This is a genomic window from Methylocystis echinoides, assembly GCF_040687965.1.
Taxonomy (GTDB): domain Bacteria; phylum Pseudomonadota; class Alphaproteobacteria; order Rhizobiales; family Beijerinckiaceae; genus Methylocystis; species Methylocystis echinoides_A.
Genome location: NZ_CP156084.1, coordinates 3,299,274 through 3,316,865 on the forward strand (window position 1 = coordinate 3,299,274; position 17,592 = coordinate 3,316,865).

Here is a 17,592-nt window from a genome sequence, read left to right on the forward strand (position 1 = left end):
TTCTCTTAAAGCACAGGTTAAGGAAGTCAAGCTTCAAAGAGCGCAAACACGCGCGTCAGCGTCATGACGGGAGCAAGCGTTCACGGCTTGAGCCGGCGCAATCGATCCAGCGCGCCCTGCAGAATGTAGGCCGCGGCCATGCGGTCCACGACCTCGGCGCGTCTGGCGCGGGAGGCGTCCTGGGCGATGAGCTCGCGGGTCACCGCCGCCGTCGAGAGGCGCTCGTCCCAGAAGGCGAAGGGCAGGGGCGTCAGTTTGCGCAGATTGCGCATGAAGGCGCGCGTCGCCTGGGCGCGGGGGCCTTCCGTGCCGTCCATGTTGAGCGGCAGGCCGAAGACGAGCGCCTGAACCTCGAATTCCGCTGCGCGTTTCAGCAGCGCTTCAGCGTCCTGCGAAAACTTCACGCGTCGAATGGTGTCGAGCGGCGAAGCGAGCCGGCGCTCGACATCGGACAATGCGAGGCCAATGGTCTTCGTCCCGAGGTCGAGGCCCATGAGACGGCCGCGCGGCGGGAGCTCGGCCGCCAGCTTATCCAGTGGAGTGTCAAGCGTCATCGTGCGCCTCGCATATCAGCCTCCGACGGAATGCGCGAGCGCACCCTTGACGCCGCAAGCCGTAAGCTTAGCATTTATCGGCCAATCGGAGGGGCTGGTTATGAAAGCGATTTGCAGGCGTGGACGCGCGTTTTTCCTTGTCGTGGTCTCCTTTATCGGCGGAGCCGAGGCGGTTATCGCGGCGCCGATTGCGCCGCTCGGCGAGACCAGCCAGGGCGGCGTGGAACAAATCGCCAGCCGCATTATTGTCCCGCCCTCGCGGCTCGTCTGCGACGGAAGCCGCCGGGTTTGCGTGCGCTGGCACAATGTCCCGGGCGGCGTCGCCTGCTCGCGTTGGGAGCTGCGCTTCTACGGTTGCCGGGCGCGCTGAGCGCGTCCAGCCGGGCGGAGGGGCGCGGCCGAAACGCCGCCGAAGCGTTACAGCGGCCGCGCCCGCATTGCGCGCCGCCGTCTCCGGCTGCTATAGCGCCGTAACAGTTTCATCCGGCGGAGCTCTCCCATGTCTGTCGATTCAGCGGTGGTACGCCGCATCGCCCATCTCGCGCGCATCGCCGTCGAGGAGAAAGAGGTCGAGCGGCTGCGCGGCGAACTCAACGCCATTCTGTCTTTCGTGGAGACGCTCGGCGAAGTGAATGTCGAGGGCGTCGAGCCCATCGCCTCCGTTCTCCCGATGCAGATGAAGAAGCGCGTCGACGTCGTGAGCGACGGCGGCATCGCCGATGACATCCTCGCCAATGCGCCGGCCCGCGAGGATCATTATTTCGTCGTTCCCAAGGTGGTCGAGTAAGGCGCCCGCGACGCCGCACAGCCTCCCGCTTCCGTTATATAAAGAGACTCGATGTCCGATCTGACGCATCTCTCCCTCGCCGACGCGCGCGACGCGCTGACGTCGAAGAAAATCTCGGCGGTCGAGTTGACCAAGGCGCATCTCGCCGCGATCGAGCGGGCGCGCGCCCTCAATTGCTTCATCACCGAGACGCCGGAACTGGCGTTGAAGCAGGCGGAGGCGAGCGACGCGAAGCTCGCGCGCGGCGAAGCCGGCCCGCTCGAAGGATTGCCGCTCGGCGTCAAGGACCTTTATTGCTCCAAAGGCGTGCGCACGACGGCGGCGAGCCGCATCCTCGACGATTTCACGCCGACCTATGAATCGACTGTCTCCGGCAATCTGCTGCGCGACGGCGCGGTGACGCTTGGCAAGCTCAATCTCGACGAGTTCGCCATGGGCTCTTCAAACGAGACGAGCGCCTTTGGCCCCGTCGTTTCGCCATGGCGCCGCAAGGGCGATCCGAATGCGAAGATCGTTCCCGGCGGTTCGTCGGGCGGCTCTTCGGCGGCGGTCGCCGCGCATCTTTGTCTTGGCGCCACGGCGACCGATACGGGCGGCTCCATACGCCAGCCGGCGGCGTTTACCGGCACGGTCGGCGTCAAGCCGACCTATGGGCGCTGTTCGCGCTGGGGCATCGTCGCTTTCGCCTCGTCGCTCGATCAGGCGGGTCCGATCGCGCGCACGGTGCGCGACGCCGCCATCATGCTGCGCTCCATGGCCGGCCACGATCCCAAGGATACGACGAGCGTCGACGCGCCGGTGCCGGATTACGAGGCCGCGGTCGGCGCCTCGGTGAAGGGGCGCCGCATCGGCGTGCCGAAGGAATACCGCCTCGACGGCATGTCGGCCGAGATCGCCGCGCTGTGGGATCAGGGCGTCGCCTGGCTCAAGGACGCGGGCGCGGAGATCGTGGACATTTCCCTGCCGCATACGAAGTATGCGCTGCCGACCTATTACATCATCGCGCCGGCGGAGGCCTCGTCCAATCTCGCGCGCTATGACGGCGTGCGCTACGGCATGCGCGAGCAGGGCCGCGACATCGTCGACATGTATGAGAAGACCCGCGCCAAGGGCTTCGGCGCCGAAGTGCGTCGTCGCATCATGATCGGCACCTATGTGCTGTCGGCGGGCTATTACGACGCCTATTACGTGCGCGCGCAGAAGGTGCGCAGCCTCATCAAGCGCGATTTCGATGAGGCCTTCGCCGCCGGCGTCGACGCGGTGCTGACGCCCGCGACGCCCTCGACCGCCTTCGCGCAGGGCGAGCAGGGCTCGACCGATCCGGTTGAGATGTATTTGAACGACGTCTTTACGGTGACGGTGAATATGGCGGGCCTGCCGGGCGTCGCCGTGCCCGGCGGCCTCGCCGCCAATGGTCTGCCGCTCGGGCTGCAGCTCATTGGGCGCCCCTTCGACGAAGAGACGCTGTTTTCGCTCGCTGCGGCGCTGGAGCAGGCGGCGCCGAAAATCGACTTCCCGCAACCCTGGTGGCGCGAGGCCTGAAAGATGAACAAGGCCGCAGTCGAACCCGACCTCAAGTCGATGCAGGACGAAATGTCCGACGTTCGCCGCGTCATCGACGAACTCGACGACGAACTCGTCGCGTTGCTTGCGAAGCGACAGCGACAGATCGAGCGGGCTGCAAAGGTAAAGCCGTCGCTCGGCATTCCAGCGCGCGTGCCGGAGCGTGTCGACGAAGTGCTGGCGCGCGTGCTCGGCGCCGCGCGGCGCGAGGGCCTGTCGGTGGAAGTCGCGATGAATCTCTGGACGACCATCATCGAATGGTCGATCCAGTACGAAGAGCGCCTGATGGGGGATCGGGCGCCGAAGGGCGACTGAGCCTGTCGATCGAGAGCCCGCCGCGGATCGCAAAGGCGAGGCGGTTCACGACGCTCGAAACGCGCGGCTTGATCCTTTCTAAGGCGCCGCTTGCGATCGAGATTTCGCAATCACCCTACCGTTTCGTCCTTCTTGCGCTCGACCCGTCTGACGCGCACGAAACCGCGGCGGATCGCCCAACGCAGAAATCGTAGCTTCTGCCAATACAGGCGCTGCGTGAGGCGATGCGCGCCGGGCGAGTGCGGCGCGAGGATCGCGAGGCCGAGCGGAACCATCCAGACGCCGAAAAAGGGTAGGGGCGCGAGGAGGGTGCCCCCGAGGATGAAGCTGACGCCGACGGGGACGCCAACGTAACTTGGCGCCGCGCGTATGCGCGCAAGGATCCCATTGTTGCGGCTCTTCGCGCCGTCGTCCTTCTCTGGGGCGTCGTTTCGGACCATTTTTGTGGCCGCTCCTCTTTCACGTCGCCCGTTCCGCTGGCGCGCGCCGTGGTCTATATGGAAGGCGTAGGTTTAGCGAGGAAAATATGGCGACACAGGCGGCTCCCTCCAAACTCATAAAAGGCGCGACCGGCGACTGGGAAGTCGTCATCGGCATGGAAATCCATGCGCAGGTCACGAGCAACGCCAAGCTCTTCTCCGGCGCTTCGGCCGAGTATGGCGGCGCGCCAAATAATCATGTCTCGCTCGTCGACGCGGCTATGCCGGGCATGCTGCCCGTCATCAACGAAGAATGCGTCAAGCAGGCGATCCGCACGGGCCTGGGGCTCGAGGCCAAGATCAATCTGCGCTCCATCTTCGACCGCAAGAACTATTTCTATCCCGATCTGCCGCAGGGCTATCAGATTTCCCAGTTTAAACACCCGATCGTGGGCGAGGGCGCGGTGATCGTCGACGTCTCGCCTACCGAGCGCATCACGGTCGGCGTCGAGCGTCTGCACCTCGAGCAGGACGCCGGCAAATCGTTGCACGATCTCTCTCCCGGCGAGAGTCACGTCGACCTCAATCGCAGCGGCGTCGCGCTCATGGAGATCGTCTCCAAGCCCGACATGCGCTCGGCCGAGGAAGCGCGCGCCTATGTCACGAAGCTGCGCGCGCTGCTGCGCTACATCGGCTCCTGCGACGGCAATATGGAGCAGGGCTCGCTGCGCGCGGACGTCAATGTGTCCGTGCGCCGCCCGGGCGAACCGCTCGGCACGCGCTGCGAGATCAAGAATGTGAACTCGATCCGCTTCATCGGCCAGGCCATCGAGGTCGAGGCGCGCCGTCAGATCGGCATCCTCGAAGACGGCGGCAAGATCGATCAGGAGACGCGGCTCTTCGATCCAGGCAAGGGCGAAACGCGCTCGATGCGCTCGAAGGAGGAGGCGCACGACTATCGCTACTTCCCAGATCCGGACCTGCTGCCGCTCGAGTTCGACCAGCCCTATGTGGACGCGCTGAAAGCCGGGCTGCCAGAGTTGCCTGACGCCAAGCGCGCACGATTCATCGCCGAATATGGCTTGCCGCCCTATGACGCGGGCGTGCTGGTGATGGAGCGCGCCAGCGCCGATTTCTTCGAAGAGACCGCGAAAGGACGCGACGCGAAGCTTGCGGCGAATTGGGTGATCAACGAACTCTTCGGCCGCTTGAACAAGGAAGGGTTGGACGTGACGCGCTCGCCGGTCTCGGCGCAGGCGCTCGGCGCCATCATCGACCTCATCTCTCAAAACGTCATCTCGGGTAAGATCGCCAAGGATCTGTTCGAGATCGTCTGGACCGAAGGCGGCGATCCCAAGGAGATTGTCGAGCGCCGCGGCATGAAGCAGGTCACGGACACGGGCGCGATCGAAGCCGCAGTCGACGCCGTCATCGCCGCCAATCCGGACAAGGCGGAGCAGGCGAAGGCGAAGCCCACCATGCTCGGCTGGTTCGTCGGACAGGTGATGAAGCAGACCGGCGGCAAGGCGAATCCGCAGGCCGTGAACGAGCTGCTGAAGAGCAAATTGGGCGTCTGAGCGACGCCCTTCATCGCTTTCCGACGAATCGAGTCGGCCCGGACATGCGCGATTTTTTGTCACGCGCATCGTCCCGGCCGACATTTTTTTGCTTTTTTCGAGCGTCGCGCACAATTTTTTTTCGACGTGTCGCGCCGGCGACAGACGGGTCTCTGCGCCATGCTTGTTCGAACCGCGAAAGCGCATGCGCCACCGTCCGCGGCGATGCAGGCAATGATGCGATCGACGCGCGACGATGCAGGCGGTCATTACGTCGCGCCATGTCGCGGTCGATCGGGCAGTCATTCGGCAAATGCGTGCATGTTCAAGAAAAACAAGAATTTGAAAATGCATGCGCCCGTGCTGCGCGACGCGTCGGCGTCTGTGCGTCGACCGTCGCGAGCGCGTGACGGCCGCTCAGCGCGTGCGTTCCATTCCAGTGCGCGGCAGTTCGTCGAGAAGCGACTCGCGCAAGACTTCGACAGGTGAATGCGGCGCTTTTCTTCTTTGTCGACGCCTGCCGCGAGAGGATGAGACGCGCGTTGAAACGCTCAACTGCGCGCGGCGCCACTTGAACCAGTGATTAACCACGTTACGCTAGTTGAGCGTATTGTCGGTCGACCATAGTTCCGGCAATTCGGATCAAGGGGACTTATTATGGCGAGAGCTACTACAAAGCGTAAGCCGGCCAAGAAGGCGGCGGCGAAGAAGGGCGCGCGTAAAACCGCGACCAAGAAGGCGGCGACCAAGAAGCGCGCGACGAAGAAGGCGACCGCCAAGAAGAGCGTCCGCAAGGCTGCGACGAAGAAGCGCGTCGTGAAGAAGACGGCGACGAAGAAGCGCGGCACGGTGAAGAAGGCGGCGACGAAAAAGCGCGCGACCAAGAAGGCGACGACGAAAAAGGCCACCGCCAAGAAGCGTTCGCCGCGAAAAGTAAAGGTGGCGCCGCCAGCCACCCCGACGAACGAGGGCGCCTGAAGGGAGGCGTCTTCGCCACGCGTGATCGAAGGGTCGTGCGTCGTGAATGCGCCCGGCGTAAAGACCTCACCGCCCGGGGAAGCGCTTACGTGGCGCGCCTCGGGCGAAATTGTTCGAGAGGGCTCTGCTACTGGGCCTGTTCCTCTTCGCCGCGGCTCTGGCGCGTGAGGCATTGCGTTGCGAATTCGCGCCAGGTCGGTAGACCGGCGGTCCCGCGGCGCTTCATCTGATCCCATTCTTCCGCACAGGCGCGCATGCGCTCCCGAGACGCGCGCGGCAACAGCGGCGGCGGCGTCGACGTATCGATGGGCGGCAACGGCTGGAGCCTCGCGGGCGGCGGCGACGGGAGCGCGGGCAATGAAGGCGATCCCGGCGCATTCTTCGCCGCGGGCGCTTTCGGCATGGGCCCGCTTTCCAACTTCTGTGGCTTTGGCGGCGCCGGCTGCGCGGGCTTCGCTGCTTTCGCCGTCGTCGGCTTGGGCGTGGTTTGCGCCGGGGCTGCGCGCGTCGCCGGCGCCGCATCCTGCTGCGCAAGGACCGGCCCGGCGAGCCCGATGCTACAAGCCGTGGCGAGCAAAGCTGCGGCGATCGTGGTGAGTGGAGAGCACAGGCCCGCGGCGACCATCTTTTCTTTCCTTCCGCGAGCGGAACGAACGCGCCATATGTATAACGGCGCCGCTTCCAGGAGTCGAAAGCCGGAAGGGCGCGTGATAAGCGTCCTTTCAAAAGGAGGCGACCATGACGGACAGGGAGACTTCACCGACGCGGCTCACGCTTATCCAGCGTCCGCGCCGCAATCGCAAGAGCGACTGGTCCCGCCGTCTCGTGCGCGAAAACACGCTCGACGTTTCGGATTTGATCTGGCCGGTGTTTTTGACGGAGGGAGACGGGCGGCGAGATCCTGTTGGCTCCATGCCCGGGGTTTTCCGCCTGTCGATTGATCTTGCGGTTCAATCGATCGTTGAAGCGGCGGCGCTCGGCGTCCCGGCCGTGGCGCTCTTTCCCAACACCGATCCGACATTGCGGGACGAGACGGCGAGCGTTGCGCTGGATCCGGAAAATCTCGTCTGCCGCGCCTGCCGCGCCATCAAGGCGGCGGCGCCCGAGATTGGCGTCATCACCGACGTCGCGCTCGATCCTTATACGAGCCACGGCCATGACGGGATTTTGCGGGGCGACGAAATCGTCAATGACGAGACGGTTGCGGTCTTGGCCCAGCAGGCGGTCACGCAGGCGCGCGCAGGCTCCGACATCATCGCGCCCTCCGACATGATGGACGGGCGCGTCGGCGCCATTCGCGCGGCGCTCGACGCGGCGGGCTTCCAGAACGTGCAGATCATGAGCTATGCGGCGAAATACGCTTCGGCGTTCTACGGGCCGTTCCGCGACGCCATCGGCACCAACAAGACGCTGCGCGGCGACAAGCGCGCCTATCAAATGGACCCGGCCAATACCGACGAGGCGCTTCGCGAAGTCGCGCTCGATCTGGAGCAGGGCGCCGACATGGTGATGGTGAAGCCCGGCATGCCCTATCTCGACATCATTCATCGCGTCGCCGAGACTTTCCATGCGCCGACCTTCGCCTATCAGGTCTCGGGCGAATATGCGATGATCATGGCCGCGGCGCGCAACGGCTGGCTCGACGAGGAGCGGGCGATGATGGAGAGCTTGCTCGCCTTCAAGCGCGCCGGCGCCGCGGGGGTTCTGACCTATTTCGCGCCGCGCGCGGCGGCGCTGCTGCGCGAATAGGGGAGGCGTCAGCGCGCCATGCGCCCGAACGCTTCCACGCGCCGAAGCCATTGTTCGCCCGTCGCGCGGTCCATGTCCTTGATCGATCCGATCAGCGTGTCGCGCACGGGCGAGACGCCGGCGTAATTGAGGACGTTGCGTTTGAGATTGCGCAGGCCGTGCGCGAAGAAGAAGAAGCGGTAGACGAGCGCCGGCATGCCCATCGTCACGATGACCCGCGCGGTTTTTCCCTTCAGAAGGCCTTCGGGCAGGCGCCCCTCTCGGTAGCGCAGCGCGAAACCCGGCCGGAATGTCTGCTCGACGAAGGCTTTGAACAGGGCCGGCGCGTCGCCGAGCCACAGCGGATAGACGATCACCCAATGATCGGCCCAGCGCAGCGTCTCCTGCGCCGACGCGATGGCGCGGGGCGGCGCGCCGCTCTCGAACTCGGCCTGGGTGCGGATCAGGGGGAAATCCAGCGCAGCGACGTCGATGAGGCGCGTTTCGTGACCGCCTTGCGCAGCGCCGCTCGCATAGGCCTCGGCGAGCGCCCGGCAGAAGCGCTCGGGCCTCTGGTCCGGGTGTCCTTGGATAATCGCGATCCGCCTGGCCATATGTGAGCCTCCCCTGCGCCTGACTCTCTCTAAACTGGAGCCAAAGGCCAAGCGGTTCAACGGCGCAGCGCTGTCGACCTGGACTTTTGCGCGGTCGGGGTGGACAAACACGGCCTCACGTGGTTTGCCTTCCGCAAAGCGGCGGCGCTTCTAGGCCGCCGCCGATGGTCCTTTCGGTTTCGCTCCTGCCAATGATTCGACGCCTTCTCCTTCCCGCCGTTCTGACGGGGCTGGCCCTGACGGCGCCGGCGCGCGCCGATTTCCGCCTGTGCAACAACACGAGCACGCGCGTGAGCGTCGCCATCGCCTATACGGATGGGAAAAGCTGGCTTTCGGAAGGGTGGTGGAACCTGCGGCCGACCGCCTGCGAGACGTTGCTGCGCGGACCGCTCGCCGCGCAATTTTACTATGTCTATGCGATGGACGAGCGCGGCGGCGAGTGGAAAGGCAAGGCTTTCATGTGCACGCGCGACCGGGAGTTTCGCATCGACGGACGCGACGACTGCTTCGCGCGCGGCTACGACAGGACCGGATTCTTCGAGATCGACACAGGGCGCGACGCCAAAAGCTGGACGGTGCAGCTCACGGACCCCAATGCATCGGCGCAGTGACACGGACGCCGTGCTATAGCGGCTCCAGGCATAAGGATTTGGGAACGGAAATGAGAAGGCTCAGGCGCGTCAAGATTATCGCCACGCTGGGACCGGCGACAGTCGACAAGGCGATCATCGCCGGGCTCGTGCGCGCGGGCGCCGACGTGTTCCGCATCAACATGAGCCACACTGATCACGCGGGGCTCGCGGCTTATGTCCGCACGATCCGCGAGATCGAAACCGAGATGTCGCGCGCCATCGGCATTCTGGTCGATCTCCAGGGCCCGAAGCTGCGCATCGGCGCCTTCGAGGAAGGCTCGGTGCATCTGCGCAAGGGGGACGTCTTCGTCTTCGATTCCGATCCCAAGCCCGGCGACGTCACCCGCGTGCGGCTGCCGCATCCTGAAATTCTGGCGGCGCTCAAAGTCGGCGACACGATTCTGATCGACGACGGCCGCGTACGTCTGCATGTCGTCGAGACGACGCCCGAGCGCGCTCATGCAGTCGTCGACGTGGCGGGCCGCCTGTCGAACCGCAAGGGCGTGAGCCTGCCCGACACCGAGATCCCGATCACCTCGATGACCACCAAGGACCGCGCCGATCTCGAAGCGGCCCTCAAGGAGGGCGTCGACTGGGTCGCGATCTCCTTCGTGCAGCGCCCGGAGGACGTGATCGAGGTCAAGCAGATCACCAAGGGCCGCGCCCTGGTGATGGCGAAGATCGAGAAGCCGCAGGCCATCCACCGCCTGGAAGAGGTGATCGAAGTCTCCGACGCGCTGATGGTCGCGCGCGGCGATCTCGGCGTCGAAGTGCCGCTCGAACGCGTGCCCGGCTTGCAGAAGCGGATCAACCGGTCGGCGCGCCGTCTCGGCAAGCCGGTGGTGATTGCGACTCAGATGCTCGAATCGATGATTCTCTCGCCGCTGCCGACGCGCGCCGAAGTGTCCGACGTCGCGACCGCCGTCTTCGAGGGCGCTGACGCCGTGATGCTCTCTGCGGAGAGCGCCGCCGGTCAATATCCGCAGGACGCAGTCGCGACGATGAGCCGGATCGCGGAGGAGGTCGAGACCGACGCCTTCTTCCGATCGATCATCAACGCCCAGCGCGGCGAGCTTCCGGATCCGACCTCCGCCGACGCCATCGCGGTCGCGGCGCGAGACGTCGCGCAGACGCTGCACTGCAAGGCGATTTGCGCCTGGACGTCATCGGGCTCGACGGCGCTGCGCATCGCGCGCGAGCGTCCCCAGTCCCCCATTCTGGCTTTGACCCCGAAGCGCGACACGGCGCGCCGCCTCGCGCTCGTCTGGGGCGTTCACGCGCTGGAGACGCGCGACGCCGTCGACATCGAGGACATGGTGAAGCGCGCCTGCGAATATTCGAAGAGCGAAGGCTTCGGCGAGGATGGCGACCGCATCATCATCGTCGCGGGCATGCCCTTCGGCTCGCCGGGCGCGACCAATATGATTCGCATCGCCCATGTGGGCGAAGAGGCGAGGCAGGCGGGCGAGGGGTCGTAAAAGGGTCGGCGCGGTCCGGTTTCCCCGAGGCGGCCGCGTCTTCGACCCGCGGCGAGGCGCCTCAAAAAGAAGCCCCTCATGCTGAGGCGCCTGCGGAGCAGGCGTCTCGAAGCACGAGGGGCGTCAATCCGTCAGAGAGGGCCGGCGGCCCCCTATCTTCGATCAGTTCTTGATCTGGAGATTGTCGGCCGACGAACGGCCGCTGCGCTTGTCGACAACGATCTCGTAGCTGACCTTCTGGCCCTCGGCCAGATCGCGCAGGCCCGCGCGCTCGACGGCGCTGATGTGGACGAAAACGTCGTTTCCGCCGGCGTCAGGCTGAATAAAACCGAAGCCTTTTTGTGCATTGAACCATTTCACGGCGCCAGTCTGCATTGGCGTGTCCTTTCGAGACATGAACGGACGGCCGCAGGGTGCGGCGTCTTCTCATCGAATTTTGGAAGAATGTCAGGCGCCGACGTCTTGAGACGAGAGAGCAAGAACGTTCCGGCCGAAACCCGATTCCGCCAATATGGGGTTTTCCGCAAAGAAAGAAAGCGCCAACTTGGAAGTTATCGCTGACGCCACTCCATCATGATCGTTGCGCGGCCGGACAGCGTGTTGGCGCCCCGGCCGATTTGCATGAATCCGCCGCGCTCGTAGAAGCGAATGGCTCGAGAATTGTCGGCGTTGACGTCGAGCCGCACGACGCCGGGGGAAGCCGCGCGCGCCGCCGCCATCAGCCTGTCGCCATAGCCGGCGCCTTTGCAGGCGGGCGAGACGCATATCTGATCGAGCCAGCCCGTTTGCGGATGGATCACGACAAAACCCGCCAGCGCGGTCGCTTCATCCGGGAAAAGGCAGAGCGTGACCGCGCCCTCCGCTTCCAGCTTGGCGATCTGCCGGGTCAGCCAGCCGCGCCGCGCCTCGAAGTCGATCTCGGGATAGGTGGCGCGCCAGGCGGCGACCCAGAGGTCCAGCAATGCCGGCCAGTCGGAGTCGTCGCGCCGGCGCAGCAGGGGCTCGGCAGCCGCCCCGGGGGGCGCGGTTTCGGAGGCGGTCACGGCGTCGGTCACGGCTTCACGCCTTCTTCATCACGTCGAGAAGCAGGCGGTGGATCGTCTCATTGCCGGCGCAGATTTCGCCCTTGGCCAGTATGTCGCCGCCCCCCGTGAGGTCGGAGACAAAGCCGCCGGCCTCGCGCACCAGCACGACGCCGGCCGCCACGTCCCAACTATTGATGCCGCGTTCCCAATAGCCGTCGAAGCGCCCGCAGGCGACCATCGCGAGGTCCATGGCGGCCGCGCCCATGCGGCGGATATTGCCGATCTTGGCCATTCCAGCGGCGAGCTCGCGCTTGAAGGATTCGTGATCTCGGAGCCGCGCCAGCGGCGGGATGCCACAGGCCACCATCGACTCGGCGAGGGAGCGACGCGCGGCGACGCGCATCCGGCGATTGTTGAAATAGGCGCCCTGGCCCTTTTCCGCGACGAACATCTCGTCGCTCGCGGGATTGTAGACGAGGCCGGCGACCAGCTGGCCCTCGCGCTCCAGCGCGATGGAAACCGCGAACACCGGCACGCCGTGCAGGAAGTTCGAGGTGCCGTCGAGCGGGTCGATGTGCCAAGTATGGCTCTTGTCCGAACCCTCGACGACGCCGCTTTCCTCGAGCCGAAAGCCATAACCCGGCCGCGCCTTGGACAACTCCTCGAAGAGGGTCTTTTCGGCGCGCTTATCGGCGGCGGTGACGAAATCGCCCGGGCCTTTGACCGAAACCTGCAGATTTTCGACCTCGCCGAAATCACGCTTCAGGCCGCGGCCCGCCTTTATGGCGGCGGCGGTCATGACATTCATCAACGCGGAACGAATCATCTCGGAAAGGCCTCGGGGAGAAGGGGGAGGGTTCAAATGCATCCCGACCGGCGGCGCGTCAAGCAGCGGCGCGGGGTTAGCGTGATTAACAGAAAATTAAGCATTTACCCCAAACCTTAACAATAATGGTTTCGGAGAGCCTTCCATGGCGCATATCGAGCTTGGTTATCGTGCGGCGGCGGTCAGGCCCGCCGCGCCTTTCAATCCCGCCCGCACGCGCGAAACCGCGCAAACCGTGCGTCCGGCGCGGCCTCGCCCGAAATTCTGCCGCATCAATCCAGGGCAGCTGGCCCGGACGGCCTTCCTCGTCGGCCTTTGCATCGGCGTGTCCCAGCTTCCCCGCGTCGAGAAGTCGCCCGCGAGCGGCGCGGTCGCCGCTTTGCAGGTGAGGGCCTAAAAGACGGCGCATCGAAACGCCGCCGCATGGACTTCTTAACAGTATTTTAACCAACTCGCGCCTAGCTTGACGTTGCCCAAAGCGTGGGCCCCGAGTGGCCTTTTCTCTTCCACTCGTCCTTGATGCCTCCCTGTCACGCCTTCAGAGCCGCATTTGCGGCTCTTTTTTTGTGTTCAAATCCAGCGTTGTGCAGTTAAGGTTAAAAGTCGGCTAATGAGGCGCGCCGGGGTCGGGTGCGCTAATGTTCCCCTTGTATCGAGTCCGCGGGCTTTTGAGCCCCGCAGCAAGCGTGAGCGTGGCATGGGTCGTGTGAGTGATAATCGGGGCGAGCAGAGCCAGCCCGTTTCCTTTGTCGAAAAGCTTGCGGGTTCGGAAGCTTTCGGCGCAATGTTCAAGGAGGGCATGGGGCTCGTCGAAGAGGCCGCCGCCTATCTCGACGGCGACGGCCGCGACGAGGCCAAGGCTCTGCCGCGCACCGAGGCTCTGGCCTATGCGGCGGAAAGCATGCGTCTCACCACGAGGTTGATGCAAGTCGCCTCCTGGCTGCTGCTTCAGCGCGCCGTCAATCAGGGCGAGCTGACGCGGACGCAGGCGGCCAGCGACCGCCATCGGGTCAAGCTCCAGCACCAGGAATTGGCCTCCGCGCCGGACATGTTCCAGCGCCTGCCGCAGCGCCTGCGCGAGCTCGCGCTGCATTCGCTGCGGCTTCAGGCGCGCATTATTCATCTCGACCAGCTGATCTACGCCGGACCCGAGGCGGCGACGGCGCAATCGGCGCCAACGGCGAGCCCCGTGCAGGAGCAATTGGCCAGGCTCCGGGACGCCTTCACGCAGTAGAGACCCCCGCTCATGACCGGGCTTTGCCTCCTTTCGAGGCGGCGACGCTCTCGGCGCGTCGCGCCGCGTCTCGCAGAACGAGGCCGCGTCACGAGCCTCCCAACAAAGCAAACGCCGAAGCGACAGGCGCTTCGGCGTTTTTGCATTTCTTGAAAGCTGCGCGGCTGCTTACTTCTTGCCGAAGCTCAGACCGCCGAAACGGGAGTTGAAGCGCGACAGACGGCCGCCGCGGTCGAGGAGCTGCGTCGAGCCGCCGGTCCACGCCGGATGGGTCTTGGGGTCGATGTCGAGGTTCATCGTGTCCCCTTCCTTGCCCCAGGTCGAGCGCGTCAGATACTCGGAGCCGTCGGTCATCACGACCTTGATCGTGTGATAGTCGGGATGGATATCCTTTTTCATTGCACGCGTCCTTCCTGCGATCTTTGAACGAGCGCGACCCCGTGACGCCTTTTTCAGCGCGGGGCGGCTGGTTGAATTAGCGATTTGGCTGCGCTCTTAGCGCAATGCGCCCCGTTCGGCAAGGCCGCGGCGGGGGCGGGCGCCCTCAGGCGGCGAGCATGCGCTGAACCTCGCTCACGAGGTCGCGCAAATGGAACGGCTTGGAGAGGATTTTGGCCTGACGCGGCGCCTGATTGTCGGGATTGAGCGCGACGGCGGCGAATCCGGTGATGAACATGACCTTGATGTCGGGGTCGAGCTCGGTGGCGCGGCGCGCCAATTCGATTCCGTCCATCTCGGGCATGACAATGTCTGTCAGCAACAGCTCGAAAGGCTCGACGCGCAGCTGATCATAGGCCGAGAGGCCGTTGTCGAAGGACGTGACGGAAAAGCCGGCCTGCTGAAGCGCCTTCACCAGGAAACGACGCATGTCGTTGTCGTCTTCCGCCAGCAGAATCTTCGCCGTCATCCGATCGTTCATCGCCGTCCTCGCGTCTTTTTGCCCATAGAGCCGCAGCTTCGTAAATATCAGGTGAAACTTGGGTCGCACCAAGTTAACTTAGGCCATTACATAACGGATAATGCGCAAAGCTTGCAAAGGGGCGGGATCGGGCTCCCAGGCTCTGGAACGCAAGTCGGGACGATCGAATGACCGGGTCTGATTCACGACGCATGCAGGAACCCGAGGCCCCGCTCGAGAGCGAATTCGCCTCCCCCTTCGAGGTGCTCGAGCCCCGCGAACTCGCCTCGCCGCTGGTTTTTTCCTCGCCGCATTCGGGCCGGGTCTATCCTGCGGCGTTTCTCGCCGCCGCGCGCCTTGACGCCGCGGCGCTGCGTCGCTCCGAGGACGCCTATGTCGACGAGCTGTTCGCAGCGGCGACCGCGGTCGGCGCGCCCTTGCTGCGCGCCCATTTCCCGCGCGCCTATCTCGACCTCAATCGCGAGCCTTACGAGCTCGATCCCAAGCTTTTCGAGGGCGAGCTGCCGCCCTTCGCCAATGTGCGCTCGCTTCGCGTCGCCGCGGGACTGGGAACCATTCCGCGCGTCGTGGCGGATGCGCGGGAAATATACGCGGGCCGCCTGTCGGTCGACGAGGCGCTGCGCCGGATCGAATCGCTCTACAAGCCTTATCACGCGTCGCTGCGCGGGCTGATGGAGCGGGCGCAGGAGCGCTTCGGCGTGGCCGTTCTGGTCGATTGCCATTCCATGCCCTCGAGCAGCGCGCGCGAGCCGTCGCTCGCCGCCCGGGGCGACAAGCGCCGTCTCGATTTCGTCATCGGCGACCGCTACGGGGCGAGCGCCGCGCCGGGACTGGTCGAGGGGGTCGAGGAGCGGCTGCGCGCGCGCGGCCATCATGTCCAGCGCAACCGCCCCTATGCGGGCGGATTCATCACCGAGCATTTCGGCCGTCCGGCTGCGGGGTGGCACGCGATTCAGATCGAGGTTTCACGCGGCCTTTACATGGACGAGGCGACATTGGAGAGGGGTCCGCGCTTTGCGGCCATCGCCGCCGATCTCGCCGGGGTCGTCGCGGGCCTCGCGCAGGACTGTGACAAAATCTTTGGCGGCCCGCGCCGGATGGCCGCCGAATAATCAGCGGCTTTCCGGCGCTGGAGCAGGAATGACCGTCGTCGATTTCGAAAAATTCGTCGAGGAGCTGGCGGAAGTCTCGGGCGAGGCCATCATGCCCTTTTTCCGCACCGCCATCGCCGCCGACGATAAGGCGCATGGCGGCGCCTTCGATCCGGTGACGGAGGCCGACCGCGCCGCCGAGCTCGCCATGCGCCGACTGATCCAGCGCACCTTTCCGAGCCACGGGGTCATCGGCGAGGAATTCGCCTCGCGTGACGAGGCGGCGGAATATGTCTGGGTGCTCGACCCGATCGACGGCACGAAAAGCTTCATCTCCGGCTTCCCGACCTGGGGCACGCTGATCGGCCTCTCGCACCGGGGCCGACCCTGTTACGGGATGATGAATCAGCCCTTCACCCGCGAGCGTTTCCACGGCGACGGCGAGGCCGCCTTCTGGCGCGGGCCGTCGCGTCTCGGCAAAGGCGGCGAGGAACGCCGCAAGCTTGTCGTGCGGCCCTGTCCGACGCTGGGGCAGGCGACGTTGATGACGACGTCGCCGCTGCTGATCGAGCCCGAATTACGCGACAAGTTCCTTCGCGTCGAAGAGAAAGTGCGTCTGTCGCGCTATGGCGGCGACTGCTACGCCTATTGCGCGCTCGCCGCCGGCCACGTCGATCTCGTGATCGAGTCGGGGCTGAACGCTTATGACATCGTCGCCTTGATCCCGATCGTCGAAGGCGCCGGCGGCGTCGTCACGACATGGGACGGCGGCGACGCGGCGAAGGGCGGCGCCATCATCGCGGCGGGCGACCGGGCGCTCCACGAAGCGGCGGTGAGGTTGCTGGCCGGTTAGGGGTCGGGGCGCGGGGAGCTCACGGCGTCAGATTTGACCCCGCGTCAAACCCCGCTCCCCGGAATAAACGCGTCGAAAGCGCGCCAGAATTGCGCGCGGTATTCGTCGCGCTCCATCAGCAGTTCGTGCTTTGCGCCGGGGACGTTGATCAGAGCGTAATTATTCAGATTTTGCGCGAAGCGCTCGATCGCCCGGTTGGAGACGACTTCTTCGCGTCCAACCGCGAAGCTCAATATCGGCGCGCGAATGTGGCGCGCATATTCGGGCGCCTCGAACCGCTTCATCATTCGAAAGGCGGCGTTGACCCAGCCGATCGTGGGATCGCCGATGACGAGCCGAGGCGCGGCCTCGACGATGCGGGCGGTGCGGGCGAAACGGATGGGATCGGTCGTGAGCTTGTTGCCCTCGAAGGGTCCCTCATAGAAGGATCGGCCTTTTCCAAAGGGAATAAACCAGCCGCCGAGGCCCAACATGTCGAGCGTGTCGGCGAGCCAGCGCGCACCGCGGGGGAAGCGAAGATTGTGCAGGTCGATCATCGGCGCGGTGAGCGCGAGACGCTCGAAGGGCGGCCGGGTCGCATGCGCCATGTCGAGCATGATCGCCGCGCCCATGGAGTGGGCGAGGGCAAACCAGGGCTGCGGCCGCGGACTCAAAACCTCGGCGCAAAACACGTCGAGGTCGCGCTGATATTGCGAAAAATCGTCGATATGGCCCTTGCGCGGATCGTCGAGTTCGCGCTCCGAGCCCGCCTGTCCGCGCCAGTCCAGCGCGACGACGTCGAAGCCGCGCTGGCGCAGCGCCTCGACGGTCTCGAAATATTTTTCGATGAATTCATTGTGGCCCTGAAAGACGGCGACCGTCCCGCGCGGCTTCACGGGGCAGGGGAAGCTCGCCGCGCGCAGGCGCCGGCCGTCGGGTGTGCGGAGGTGATGGACGACGGCGCCCTCGGGGATCGGATTGTCTGGCGTCGCGACCAGTTCGCGCATGTTGTCTCCGTGGCGCTCGAGCCCGATTCTTCGC

General features: G+C 65.2%; 23 protein-coding genes. 13 read left to right on the forward strand and 10 right to left on the reverse strand.

Annotated elements, in window-relative coordinates:
• Positions 1 to 80: 80 nt before the first annotated feature.
• Positions 81 to 554, reverse strand: coding sequence for a Holliday junction resolvase RuvX (gene ruvX, locus RVU70_RS16140; RefSeq protein WP_363348093.1), 474 nt, complete (start codon positions 552 to 554; stop codon positions 81 to 83).
• 100 nt (positions 555 to 654) lie between these two features.
• Here ruvX and RVU70_RS16145 point away from each other — a divergent pair, with 100 nt between their 5' ends.
• From RVU70_RS16145 to RVU70_RS16160, 4 genes are all read left to right on the forward strand, one after another.
• On the forward strand, positions 655 to 924 hold the full coding sequence (locus RVU70_RS16145; RefSeq protein WP_363348095.1) for a hypothetical protein: 270 nt from the start codon (positions 655 to 657) through the stop codon (positions 922 to 924).
• Positions 925 to 1,053: 129 nt separating this feature from the next.
• Positions 1,054 to 1,341 carry an Asp-tRNA(Asn)/Glu-tRNA(Gln) amidotransferase subunit GatC gene (gene gatC / locus RVU70_RS16150; RefSeq protein WP_363348096.1) on the forward strand — a complete coding sequence of 96 codons (288 nt, stop codon included), beginning with the start codon at positions 1,054 to 1,056 and terminating at the stop codon, positions 1,339 to 1,341.
• A gap of 51 nt (positions 1,342 to 1,392) precedes the next feature.
• Positions 1,393 to 2,883, forward strand: a complete 1,491-nt coding sequence (gene gatA / locus RVU70_RS16155) for an Asp-tRNA(Asn)/Glu-tRNA(Gln) amidotransferase subunit GatA (protein ID WP_363348098.1) — start codon at positions 1,393 to 1,395, stop codon at positions 2,881 to 2,883.
• A gap of 3 nt (positions 2,884 to 2,886) precedes the next feature.
• Positions 2,887 to 3,219 (forward strand): chorismate mutase, encoded by a 333-nt coding sequence (locus tag RVU70_RS16160; RefSeq protein ID WP_363348100.1) that lies wholly within the window; start codon positions 2,887 to 2,889, stop codon positions 3,217 to 3,219.
• A gap of 110 nt (positions 3,220 to 3,329) precedes the next feature.
• On the opposite strand, the gene RVU70_RS16165 is transcribed toward RVU70_RS16160, so the two are convergent.
• A complete protein-coding gene (locus RVU70_RS16165) occupies positions 3,330 to 3,659 on the reverse strand; it encodes a PGPGW domain-containing protein (RefSeq protein ID WP_363348102.1) in 330 nt (109 codons plus the stop codon).
• Positions 3,660 to 3,745: 86 nt separating this feature from the next.
• Between RVU70_RS16165 and gatB the strand changes: the two genes are divergently transcribed.
• Positions 3,746 to 5,215, forward strand: coding sequence for an Asp-tRNA(Asn)/Glu-tRNA(Gln) amidotransferase subunit GatB (gene gatB, locus RVU70_RS16170; protein WP_363348105.1), 1,470 nt, complete (start codon positions 3,746 to 3,748; stop codon positions 5,213 to 5,215).
• Positions 5,216 to 5,851: 636 nt separating this feature from the next.
• On the forward strand, positions 5,852 to 6,172 hold the full coding sequence (locus RVU70_RS16175; RefSeq protein ID WP_363348107.1) for a hypothetical protein: 321 nt from the start codon (positions 5,852 to 5,854) through the stop codon (positions 6,170 to 6,172).
• Between the two features lie 127 nt (positions 6,173 to 6,299).
• Here the strand turns inward: RVU70_RS16175 and RVU70_RS16180 are convergent, their stop codons facing one another.
• Positions 6,300 to 6,797 carry a hypothetical protein gene (locus RVU70_RS16180; RefSeq protein ID WP_363348108.1) on the reverse strand — a complete coding sequence of 166 codons (498 nt, stop codon included), beginning with the start codon at positions 6,795 to 6,797 and terminating at the stop codon, positions 6,300 to 6,302.
• Positions 6,798 to 6,910: 113 nt separating this feature from the next.
• Here RVU70_RS16180 and hemB point away from each other — a divergent pair, with 113 nt between their 5' ends.
• Positions 6,911 to 7,921 carry a porphobilinogen synthase gene (gene hemB, locus RVU70_RS16185; protein ID WP_363348110.1) on the forward strand — a complete coding sequence of 337 codons (1,011 nt, stop codon included), beginning with the start codon at positions 6,911 to 6,913 and terminating at the stop codon, positions 7,919 to 7,921.
• An 8-nt stretch (positions 7,922 to 7,929) separates the two neighbouring features.
• Here the strand turns inward: hemB and RVU70_RS16190 are convergent, their stop codons facing one another.
• On the reverse strand, positions 7,930 to 8,514 hold the full coding sequence (locus RVU70_RS16190) for an NAD(P)H-dependent oxidoreductase (protein ID WP_363348112.1): 585 nt from the start codon (positions 8,512 to 8,514) through the stop codon (positions 7,930 to 7,932).
• Between the two features lie 191 nt (positions 8,515 to 8,705).
• On the opposite strand from RVU70_RS16190, the gene RVU70_RS16195 reads away from it, so the two are divergent.
• Together RVU70_RS16195 and pyk are read left to right on the forward strand one after the other, a co-directional pair.
• Positions 8,706 to 9,125 carry a DUF1036 domain-containing protein gene (locus tag RVU70_RS16195; protein WP_363348114.1) on the forward strand — a complete coding sequence of 140 codons (420 nt, stop codon included), beginning with the start codon at positions 8,706 to 8,708 and terminating at the stop codon, positions 9,123 to 9,125.
• Positions 9,126 to 9,175: 50 nt separating this feature from the next.
• Entirely contained in the window at positions 9,176 to 10,624 is a 1,449-nt protein-coding gene (gene pyk, locus RVU70_RS16200) for a pyruvate kinase (RefSeq protein WP_363348116.1), read from the forward strand.
• 162 nt (positions 10,625 to 10,786) lie between these two features.
• Here the strand turns inward: pyk and RVU70_RS16205 are convergent, their stop codons facing one another.
• The 3 genes from RVU70_RS16205 to RVU70_RS16215 form a co-directional block, all read right to left on the reverse strand.
• Complete coding sequence (locus RVU70_RS16205) at positions 10,787 to 10,999, reverse strand: cold-shock protein (RefSeq protein ID WP_363348118.1); 213 nt, start codon at positions 10,997 to 10,999, stop codon at positions 10,787 to 10,789.
• A gap of 176 nt (positions 11,000 to 11,175) precedes the next feature.
• On the reverse strand, positions 11,176 to 11,679 hold the full coding sequence (locus RVU70_RS16210; protein ID WP_363348120.1) for a GNAT family N-acetyltransferase: 504 nt from the start codon (positions 11,677 to 11,679) through the stop codon (positions 11,176 to 11,178).
• Positions 11,680 to 11,683: 4 nt separating this feature from the next.
• On the reverse strand, positions 11,684 to 12,475 hold the full coding sequence (locus tag RVU70_RS16215) for an inositol monophosphatase family protein (RefSeq protein ID WP_363348122.1): 792 nt from the start codon (positions 12,473 to 12,475) through the stop codon (positions 11,684 to 11,686).
• Positions 12,476 to 12,620: 145 nt separating this feature from the next.
• Here RVU70_RS16215 and RVU70_RS16220 point away from each other — a divergent pair, with 145 nt between their 5' ends.
• Together RVU70_RS16220 and RVU70_RS16225 are read left to right on the forward strand one after the other, a co-directional pair.
• Positions 12,621 to 12,872 (forward strand): hypothetical protein, encoded by a 252-nt coding sequence (locus tag RVU70_RS16220; protein ID WP_363348124.1) that lies wholly within the window; start codon positions 12,621 to 12,623, stop codon positions 12,870 to 12,872.
• Positions 12,873 to 13,172: 300 nt separating this feature from the next.
• Entirely contained in the window at positions 13,173 to 13,709 is a 537-nt protein-coding gene (locus RVU70_RS16225; protein WP_363348125.1) for a DUF1465 family protein, read from the forward strand.
• A gap of 168 nt (positions 13,710 to 13,877) precedes the next feature.
• Here the strand turns inward: RVU70_RS16225 and rpmE are convergent, their stop codons facing one another.
• Both rpmE and cpdR read right to left on the reverse strand, forming a co-directional pair.
• On the reverse strand, positions 13,878 to 14,108 hold the full coding sequence (gene rpmE, locus RVU70_RS16230; protein WP_363348127.1) for a 50S ribosomal protein L31: 231 nt from the start codon (positions 14,106 to 14,108) through the stop codon (positions 13,878 to 13,880).
• Positions 14,109 to 14,253: 145 nt separating this feature from the next.
• Positions 14,254 to 14,616: a cell cycle two-component system response regulator CpdR gene (cpdR, locus tag RVU70_RS16235; protein WP_341108785.1), complete on the reverse strand. Its 363-nt coding sequence runs from the start codon at positions 14,614 to 14,616 to the stop codon at positions 14,254 to 14,256.
• 179 nt (positions 14,617 to 14,795) lie between these two features.
• On the opposite strand from cpdR, the gene RVU70_RS16240 reads away from it, so the two are divergent.
• Both RVU70_RS16240 and hisN read left to right on the forward strand, forming a co-directional pair.
• Positions 14,796 to 15,740 carry an N-formylglutamate amidohydrolase gene (locus tag RVU70_RS16240; protein ID WP_405044818.1) on the forward strand — a complete coding sequence of 315 codons (945 nt, stop codon included), beginning with the start codon at positions 14,796 to 14,798 and terminating at the stop codon, positions 15,738 to 15,740.
• A 28-nt stretch (positions 15,741 to 15,768) separates the two neighbouring features.
• Positions 15,769 to 16,572, forward strand: coding sequence for a histidinol-phosphatase (gene hisN, locus RVU70_RS16245; RefSeq protein WP_363348129.1), 804 nt, complete (start codon positions 15,769 to 15,771; stop codon positions 16,570 to 16,572).
• Positions 16,573 to 16,616: 44 nt separating this feature from the next.
• On the opposite strand, the gene RVU70_RS16250 is transcribed toward hisN, so the two are convergent.
• Positions 16,617 to 17,558 carry an alpha/beta hydrolase gene (locus RVU70_RS16250; protein ID WP_363348131.1) on the reverse strand — a complete coding sequence of 314 codons (942 nt, stop codon included), beginning with the start codon at positions 17,556 to 17,558 and terminating at the stop codon, positions 16,617 to 16,619.
• Positions 17,559 to 17,592: the final 34 nt, after the last annotated feature.

Coding starts and splice junctions, on each gene's coding strand:
- RVU70_RS16160 (WP_363348100.1), top strand. CDS start 2,887: ATGAACAAGGCCGCAGTCGAACCCGACCTCAAGTCGATGCAGGACGAA.
- gatB (WP_363348105.1), top strand. CDS start 3,746: ATGGCGACACAGGCGGCTCCCTCCAAACTCATAAAAGGCGCGACCGGC.
- rpmE (WP_363348127.1), bottom strand. CDS start 14,108: ATGAAAAAGGATATCCATCCCGACTATCACACGATCAAGGTCGTGATG.
- RVU70_RS16240 (WP_405044818.1), top strand. CDS start 14,796: ATGACCGGGTCTGATTCACGACGCATGCAGGAACCCGAGGCCCCGCTC.
- gatA (WP_363348098.1), top strand. CDS start 1,393: ATGTCCGATCTGACGCATCTCTCCCTCGCCGACGCGCGCGACGCGCTG.
- ruvX (WP_363348093.1), bottom strand. CDS start 554: ATGACGCTTGACACTCCACTGGATAAGCTGGCGGCCGAGCTCCCGCCG.
- gatC (WP_363348096.1), top strand. CDS start 1,054: ATGTCTGTCGATTCAGCGGTGGTACGCCGCATCGCCCATCTCGCGCGC.
- RVU70_RS16215 (WP_363348122.1), bottom strand. CDS start 12,475: ATGATTCGTTCCGCGTTGATGAATGTCATGACCGCCGCCGCCATAAAG.
- RVU70_RS16195 (WP_363348114.1), top strand. CDS start 8,706: ATGATTCGACGCCTTCTCCTTCCCGCCGTTCTGACGGGGCTGGCCCTG.
- RVU70_RS16145 (WP_363348095.1), top strand. CDS start 655: ATGAAAGCGATTTGCAGGCGTGGACGCGCGTTTTTCCTTGTCGTGGTC.
- RVU70_RS16205 (WP_363348118.1), bottom strand. CDS start 10,999: ATGCAGACTGGCGCCGTGAAATGGTTCAATGCACAAAAAGGCTTCGGT.
- pyk (WP_363348116.1), top strand. CDS start 9,176: ATGAGAAGGCTCAGGCGCGTCAAGATTATCGCCACGCTGGGACCGGCG.
- RVU70_RS16190 (WP_363348112.1), bottom strand. CDS start 8,514: ATGGCCAGGCGGATCGCGATTATCCAAGGACACCCGGACCAGAGGCCC.
- RVU70_RS16220 (WP_363348124.1), top strand. CDS start 12,621: ATGGCGCATATCGAGCTTGGTTATCGTGCGGCGGCGGTCAGGCCCGCC.
- hisN (WP_363348129.1), top strand. CDS start 15,769: ATGACCGTCGTCGATTTCGAAAAATTCGTCGAGGAGCTGGCGGAAGTC.
- RVU70_RS16250 (WP_363348131.1), bottom strand. CDS start 17,558: ATGCGCGAACTGGTCGCGACGCCAGACAATCCGATCCCCGAGGGCGCC.
- RVU70_RS16225 (WP_363348125.1), top strand. CDS start 13,173: ATGGGTCGTGTGAGTGATAATCGGGGCGAGCAGAGCCAGCCCGTTTCC.
- cpdR (WP_341108785.1), bottom strand. CDS start 14,616: ATGACGGCGAAGATTCTGCTGGCGGAAGACGACAACGACATGCGTCGT.
- RVU70_RS16175 (WP_363348107.1), top strand. CDS start 5,852: ATGGCGAGAGCTACTACAAAGCGTAAGCCGGCCAAGAAGGCGGCGGCG.
- RVU70_RS16180 (WP_363348108.1), bottom strand. CDS start 6,797: ATGGTCGCCGCGGGCCTGTGCTCTCCACTCACCACGATCGCCGCAGCT.
- hemB (WP_363348110.1), top strand. CDS start 6,911: ATGACGGACAGGGAGACTTCACCGACGCGGCTCACGCTTATCCAGCGT.
- RVU70_RS16165 (WP_363348102.1), bottom strand. CDS start 3,659: ATGGTCCGAAACGACGCCCCAGAGAAGGACGACGGCGCGAAGAGCCGC.